This is a genomic window from Paenarthrobacter sp. Z7-10 (assembly GCF_026932795.1).
Classification (GTDB): Bacteria; Actinomycetota; Actinomycetes; order Actinomycetales; family Micrococcaceae; genus Arthrobacter_M.
The window spans coordinates 1-6881 of the sequence record NZ_JADPVH010000100.1 but is presented as its reverse complement, the minus strand read 5'-3'; the positions used below and the strand labels follow the sequence as shown (position 1 = coordinate 6881).

8 protein-coding genes and 1 pseudogene are annotated in these 6881 nt (G+C 61.4%); 5 read left to right on the top strand and 4 right to left on the bottom strand.

Annotated features, from left to right (window positions below):
• Positions 1-290 precede the first annotated feature (290 nt).
• A complete protein-coding gene (locus IV498_RS18310) occupies positions 291-617 on the top strand; it encodes a DUF1508 domain-containing protein (RefSeq protein ID WP_330059885.1) in 327 nt (108 codons plus the stop codon).
• 70 nt (positions 618-687) lie between these two features.
• On the opposite strand, the gene IV498_RS18305 is transcribed toward IV498_RS18310, so the two are convergent.
• Complete coding sequence (locus IV498_RS18305) at positions 688-921, bottom strand: hypothetical protein (RefSeq protein WP_269048508.1); 234 nt, start codon at positions 919-921, stop codon at positions 688-690.
• A gap of 854 nt (positions 922-1775) precedes the next feature.
• On the opposite strand from IV498_RS18305, the gene IV498_RS18300 reads away from it, so the two are divergent.
• The 3 genes from IV498_RS18300 (at position 1776) to IV498_RS18290 (ending at position 3879) form a co-directional block, all read left to right on the top strand.
• Positions 1776-2918: an FUSC family protein gene (locus IV498_RS18300; protein ID WP_269048507.1), complete on the top strand. Its 1143-nt coding sequence runs from the start codon at positions 1776-1778 to the stop codon at positions 2916-2918.
• A gap of 403 nt (positions 2919-3321) precedes the next feature.
• Positions 3322-3603 carry a hypothetical protein gene (locus IV498_RS18295; RefSeq protein ID WP_269048506.1) on the top strand — a complete coding sequence of 94 codons (282 nt, stop codon included), beginning with the start codon at positions 3322-3324 and terminating at the stop codon, positions 3601-3603.
• Between the two features lie 153 nt (positions 3604-3756).
• Entirely contained in the window at positions 3757-3879 is a 123-nt protein-coding gene (locus tag IV498_RS18290; RefSeq protein ID WP_269048505.1) for a hypothetical protein, read from the top strand.
• A gap of 619 nt (positions 3880-4498) precedes the next feature.
• Here IV498_RS18290 and IV498_RS18285 read toward each other — a convergent pair.
• The 3 genes from IV498_RS18285 to IV498_RS18275 form a co-directional block, all read right to left on the bottom strand.
• Entirely contained in the window at positions 4499-4939 is a 441-nt protein-coding gene (locus tag IV498_RS18285; protein ID WP_269048504.1) for a hypothetical protein, read from the bottom strand.
• Positions 4940-5163: 224 nt separating this feature from the next.
• Complete coding sequence (locus IV498_RS18280) at positions 5164-5463, bottom strand: PadR family transcriptional regulator (protein WP_269048503.1); 300 nt, start codon at positions 5461-5463, stop codon at positions 5164-5166.
• 132 nt (positions 5464-5595) lie between these two features.
• Positions 5596-6216: a recombinase family protein gene (locus tag IV498_RS18275; protein WP_269048509.1), complete on the bottom strand. Its 621-nt coding sequence runs from the start codon at positions 6214-6216 to the stop codon at positions 5596-5598.
• Between the two features lie 220 nt (positions 6217-6436).
• On the opposite strand from IV498_RS18275, the pseudogene IV498_RS18270 reads away from it, so the two are divergent.
• Positions 6437-6736: pseudogene (locus IV498_RS18270) on the top strand (recombinase family protein); the annotation flags it as partial.
• Positions 6737-6881: the final 145 nt, after the last annotated feature.

Genomic DNA, 6881 nt, shown 5'->3' with positions numbered 1-6881 from the left:
CAGCCGGCTCCCCCCAGCCGGCTGGCCGTACCTAATTTCCGGCCTCCGTGGCTCCTGGTTCAGGGAAATCCCCTTGGCGGTTCGCCCTGCTTCCGGGCAGGCCATACCGCATTCGGCTCCCAGTCATTACGGTGCTAAAGAAAACGACCTCAGCGGTGGTGACATCGCATCTTTTCCGGCCTTCACCCGGGGTGAGGGCAGCTGCCTGCCTCCAGTGCAGCCTTTCGCATGTCTATCAGGGCCTCGGCACCGTTAGGCTGTTACGGCTGCTAACAATGACGTAGCCGTGGATGAACAGAATTAGTGGCATGGCCGGGTATTTCGAATTGGTGTCAACTCCGGAAGTTTTCTACCGGCTGCGCATGATTGACCGTGAAGGAAACCTGATGGCGGTTTCCGTGACGTATCAAACCCGGGAAGCAGCAGTGGCTGGAATCCGCCAAGCCAGGGAAATCGCAGGAACCGGGCACGTCCATGACTGTACCCAACCACAACCCCCCAGCGGAGCCCCTGAGAGGGCAAATGTGGTTGAGACCCCGGACGCCCCGGCCTCCATCGGCACGAGCCGGACGGCGATCCCGGCGGCCGGCATGACCGGGCCAACGGCTGCGCACTGACACCACTGACACTGTTCAGTACTGGTCCAGTGCGGCCATTCCGGCTGCCACCACCATGAGCACCACTGACCTAAAGCTGCTGGCGATCATCCAGTAACGCCAGGACCGGTATGGTTCCGGTCAGAACGTCAACTTCCCTCACCGTGAGGTTCGATGCCTCTGCCACATCAGCCAGCGAATGGCCTTCAGCAACGGCAAGGCTCACATCCTGCTGCAGGGTCAGTTCAGCGCTGTCTCGCTCAAATTCGACTGATTCCAGATCCGCCGCAGCCACCCTGACACGTCTCACACTCACACTGTCCATGGCCGTTACCCTTCCCATCTCCAAGACCTCCGGTCACTGACCCTCATGGGACGCAGCACTCCCCCAAATACTCCATCATCCTACGGTCCCCGTGCAGACAGTCTGTCTCCGGACGCCCCAGTCTCCCGGGACCTGATCGCTCTACCCTCTCCATCCTCGGTGGACTGACCTACCGCGAGGCAGCCGAAAACCTGGGAAAGGGGCCACATCTTCGATCCCTTAACCCACTGCGCCAAACGGAGCTGACGGATTCCGGGGGCTACAGCAGGAGCTCGCCACCGACGTAGGGGAGCTCCGAAGGAACACTTTGTTCATCAGGTACTGCCCGCCAGGAGAGGCAGACCCGGGAGAGGCAGGGCCGGGGGAAGTAGTCCCGGTCTCAGCGGATCTCCCGCCGACCCCGGCGCCTGAACATCGTTCAGGTGCTCTACAGTTCCCAGCTGGGTGAACTGCATGTTCAACCCTAATCCAAATGTCCACCCGGGCAGCATGCACCCGCATCTCTTCCACCACCACCGGGGAGCCACAGGATTGCGGCCCCCGGGACGGACTAAGCGTCAGCCGTTGGCGAGGATCGTGTTGACGAGTCTGACCAACTAAGCACTGGCCGCAACCGTGACGGCACTACCGGCTTTGACGGCAGTGGCCGCCAGGTTTCCCTTGATCCCGGTCACGGTCAGGGAGGTGGCTTTGGCGCGTCACCATCAATGTTGCAGGGAAGAAAGTCACCAGCAACCTCACTCCCGGGAAACTCCGCCGGCGTTCACTTTTTGCAGCCAGTGGAGGGCGGTCCGGCTGATTCGAAACAGTCACAGTTCAGGGCGCTCAACGCAGCTGTGTGAAATAATCCACGAATGTCTTCAACAACTGGTGTGACCCGGGACGGGACCGGCCCGGGGAATATCTCCACCATGAAGCGCCTTGGCCGCCGGGTACGAAGCGTACTGCTCCATCCTCAGGTGATACTCGCGGCGAAGGCTGCGCTGGCTGCCGGGATTGCGTGGCTTCTGGCTCTGCACGTGCCCGGTGTCGCCTCGAAATATCCCTATTACGCTCCTCTGGGGGTGGTGACGGCGATGTATTCGACGGTGGCCGGCACCCTCAAACAAGGGCTTCAGGCGATCATCGGATTGTCCCTCGGTATCGGTCTGGCGTTCATAGCGTTCCTGTTCGGTGATCCTAACCCGCTCACGATCGCTCTGGTCGTTGGGGTGGGTGTGCTGCTTGCCGGTGTTCTACCCAGGATGGGTGCCGGGGGGCATTGGATTCCCACGGCGGGCCTGTTCGTCCTGCTGCTCGGTGGTGCCACCGCGGATTTATATGCTTTTGGTTACCTGCTGCAAATGCTGATCGGCGTCGCTGTCGGTTTGGCGGTCAATGCGTTCATCGTTCCACCGCTGTATTTCACGGCAGCCGATCAGCACATCACCGGTCACCGGATGGACCTGGCGGATCAGCTGCTGGAGATGGGCGAGATCCTGGAGAAGCACTGGCCACCGGATGACAAGCAATGGGCGCGACGACACGACCGGCTCGTCGTGGCCTCCCACGAAATGCGCGGCGCCGTCCAGTACGCGCAGAGCAGCAGTAAAGGCAACCTCCGGCGCAGGGCACACCCGCACGACCTGACCCGGGACTTCAACTATGTCCATGCCCTTGAACAGGTCACTTTTCAGGTCCTGAACATCACCGATGTGCTCAGCGACGTTGTCTGGGGAAGCCGGGAGGAAGGTTCCATCCCGGACGGTCTGGCGGTACCGCTGCAAAACGGGGTTACCGCAGTGGGACAACTGCTCAAAGCATGGACGAGTCAACAACGTGGCGTCGAAGAACTCCTCGACGCCGAATCAGCCATCGCCCACCTCTCCCACCGGCTGCACGGCATGGCAGCGGGGGAGGAATCCATCCTGGCCACCGCGGCCATCACCTCAAGCCTGGCACGCATCACCAACACTGTCCGCCCCATGCTCGACACCCACCAGGGAGTGACCCGGTAACCAAAAACCACCCCCACTCGCCGGCCCCCTCGTACGACCATCGATGAAACTTCCGGCAGCATCGCCGGGACAAGCCTCCGCACCGACGGGAAGCTGGGTTCGGCCCGTGAAGTGGCTGTCCGCTGGCGCGGCGGGAAGCTGAGGACAACAATGGACCATGTCCAGCCGTTGGCATCAGGGCAGCAAATGATCAACACCATGCGTCCGGGATCCATGCCGGCTCCGGGCCGGCGGGTGCTCGGGCCCGGTCCCTAACCATCCGCGTGCTGATCTGAGCGCAGATACCGGAACGCTGGGAATAGTCCCCCTGCAACGAAGGAAAACATGATGACAAACCCGATCCCCGACCACCCCATGTCACCGAACGTACCCGCCGGTTGTCGGGTCGGGGGCACGGGCGCCCATGGCTGAGCCCGGCATGGAAAAGGGGAACGGAAGCGGACCGCCGCAACAGAAAGACCCCCGGGAGGCGCGGGAATCTCGCGGCCGGCAGGGCTTCTGGTTTTGGGCCGGGGCGATACTCCTTCCCCTGGCATTTCTCGGCGGTGCCCTGTGGCTGCTGTATTCGAACCCAACCCAGACGTCGATTGTGATTGCCGCCCTGCTGTTCCTGGCGGGGATAGGTTCCATCACGTATTTCGCGTCCCGTCGGCGCCGCCGGGGGAAGGTCCCGGGACAGTTTTGACCCCGCCCGATTTCCTTCAACGGGTCCGAAGCCCGGTCCACAGGCGGGTCAACGACGTATCAGCACCCTCTACCCGGCAGACCCGGCCTGGCGCACCACCATGCACCGCCTCGGTGCCCTCCTTCCCCTTGGAAGCCCGGCGCCGGGCCCACGATGGTGGAGCTGCACCATCAGGACTCCGCCACCACGGTGCGCATCCGGATCGGAGCCACCGGACAGGTCCCCGTCCCGGAGCTGGCGGTCACCGTCGCTACCGCCATCCGGACCCTCTCCTGAACAACGAAACAACCACACCCATAGGCGGCATATCCGTTCAAATCTGCTCCATCGCCGCCACCCCCGAAGCCCCTGCATCACGAAACCCTCAAAGGATAAACCAACCATGATCAGACTCCTGGCCCTCGCTGTCCCCTTCATCGCCCGCCTGATCCGCCGCCGCCGGGCAAACCATAAAACACCCCGCGGGCGCTGAACCGCCAACTTCTACTGCATATGCCGAAGGTTACCGTCCCCCATCCGACACAGCAGCCAGCGCAGCGTCGCAGCAGGTGAACCTTCCGTCTCGGGGTGGAGGCCTTGAACAACCCGAAATCGAAGCACAGCTATCATCAGTAAACCCGGAACGTTGGATGAAGATACCGGGAAACCCGGGCACGCTGCGGTGACCGGCAAGAGAACAGAACGGGGTGTCGAACATGGGCATAAAGCCTGAACCGTCAGCTGCGCTAAAAATCACCGGCCATGCGGTCAGAATCACGAAACCGCCCATGGTGGAGGGGATCCGGGATTCGCTGAAGACCGGCCAGATGCGTGCAATAGCTCGCCGCCGTCAGGAGACACAGTCCAAACTCGCCGCTCATCTACGAGACGCCACGAAAAAACCCCTGGTACCCACTCAACCCTCCCAAGCCGGTGCACCATCAGATTCAACGCATCCAACAACTGCACCCCAAGATGGGGAGCTCACCACCGCAAACGCGACAAAATACGCCGCAGATGCCGTTACAACGCCGATTACGAAGAACACTCCGAATGCCACCGCGGTAACCACGGCGATGCGCCGGGCAATCAACCCCCGGATATCGGTGCGCGTGCGTGCCGAGGCGATGAAGCGATCCGCGAGCTGGGCAGCGAGTCCGGAACCGGCCAAGAGAGCAACAGCGACAGGGAACAGCAATCGCATTGGAGCGTTGAAAAAATCTTCCACAATGTCTCGCGGTGACCGGTACGTGGTCAGAGGAACTTGCTGGAAACCAGACCAGAGCTGCCAACACACCAGGGCGACCAAAACCGCTGTCATAGCAACCATGAACACCTGTCGCTGCTTACCTACCATCCCTTGTCCTCCCATCAGAAGTGCTCCCGCACGCTCACCCGACCCATATCTCCGCGGCAGCGCGACAAGCCCGTGAACCACCGCGCCCCGCGCCACCTGCCCTCGAGACAGCCCGACCTCCTCCGCGTCACGCAAATCCGCAAGCCATTGCTCGCTGAAGCGATCGCGCGACTCGCGAGGCTGCAGACGCGTTGCCGCGCGGATGACCACCGCGGGGAAATCCGTCACCGCGCCACCGCCGGCCGAGGCGCGGTATGTACAGCTCGACGAGCATCAAAGGCGGCAATCGTGCGCGCTGCCGAAAGCGCCCCATCGGCCGTCAACTCGTAGTACCTGCGACGCGGGCCAGGACGGCTCTCGTCCACTTCCCACTGCGACGCCACCCACCCCACGACTTCCAGCCGCTCAAGAACGGGGTAGACAGTACCCGGCGACCGGCCACTCTCAGCGATCACCCGCAAACCCCACACAGGCTCAGCGGTGCCGACCAGCACCTTCAATACGTCCACCGTTGGCGCCGTCACGCGCTGAAGACCATCCATAGAAAAACTGTAACCGATCTATATCGGTTACGAGTGCGACATTCCGTCAGACCGCTTTGAATATTGATCCAGTACTCTGGCTTCCCCCAGGTCGGGTTGCTGCATTTGCCCGAGCTACGGCTTTCGCTTCGCGATCACTTTTGCGCCATCGGGACGGAGTTCCCCTGTTGGGGAGATGTGACGGTAGAGGGTTTGGCGGGTGATGCCAAGTTCAGCGCACAGGTCACTGACCTTGGTTTCGGGTTGCCCCATTGAGGCCACGGCCAGTCTAACTTTGGCGGCCGTCATTTTGTATGGTCGCCCTCCCTTGCGGCCGCGGGCCCGGGCAGCGGCGAGGCCGGCAAGGGTGCGTTCTGAGATGAGCGCTCGTTCAAATTCAGCCAAGGCGGCGAAGATCCCGAAGACGAGCTTGCCCGACGCCGTGGTGGTGTCAATGGCCGCGCCCTGCCCGGTGAGGACTTTCAGGCCCACGCCGCGGTCGGTGAGGTTGTGTACGGTGTTCACCAAGTGGCGCAAGTCCCGGCCTAGACGATCGAGTTTCCACACCAAAAGGGTGTCTCCGTCACGCATACCCTTTAGACAAGCGGCAAGTTCCGGTCGATCATCCTTCCTTCCGGAAGCATGGTCTTCATAGAGGTTCGACGCCTCGACTCCTGCGGACAGCAGTGCGTCGCGTTGGAGATCGGTGCTTTGGGATCCGTCGGCTTTTGATACCCGCATGTAGCCGATCAGCATGGTCTGCACCTCATGTCATTTATACGTTCGATTTAGGCACAAAGAAGATGAGGTGTACAAGAATCCGTGAATGCGGACCGTTGGACACTTTCGGTCCGGGGCGCTGGGCAACGATCAGCGGTTCGTCCGGTGTTATGGCCTGCACCATTGGCGCAGCCGACTCTTGAGCGGAACGCAGGTTGATGCCGCCGGCTTCTGCCCAATCGCTGTCAGCAGCCCTATGCGCAATCAACTAAAACCGCCAAACGAACCTGCGAAAAAGCCGCCAGCCGAAGTTAACAGTCACACCCTGGACCAGAACACACATCGACAGCTTGAGGGCGTCCAGCTTGATCGGCTCTTCACTGATAAGGCTTCTGGTAAGGATGTGAAGAGACCGCAGCTTGTGGAGCTGGTGAAGTACATTCGTGATGGTGACACCCTTGTGGTGCACGGCATGGATCGGCTCGCGCGGAACCTGGATGACCTCAGGGCCCTGGTGCAGAAGCTCACCGCGAAGGGCATTCGGATTGAGTTCCTGTCAAGCCCCGGGTTTGGTGGAGGGTTAGTTAGACCCGTTCCATCGTTTTGATGGCGGGCAGATTTGAGTAGTAATTGGTTTCTGCTTCCACGGGCGGCATGTAGCCGATCTCTCCGTGGAGACGCCGGTGGTTATACCAGTCGAT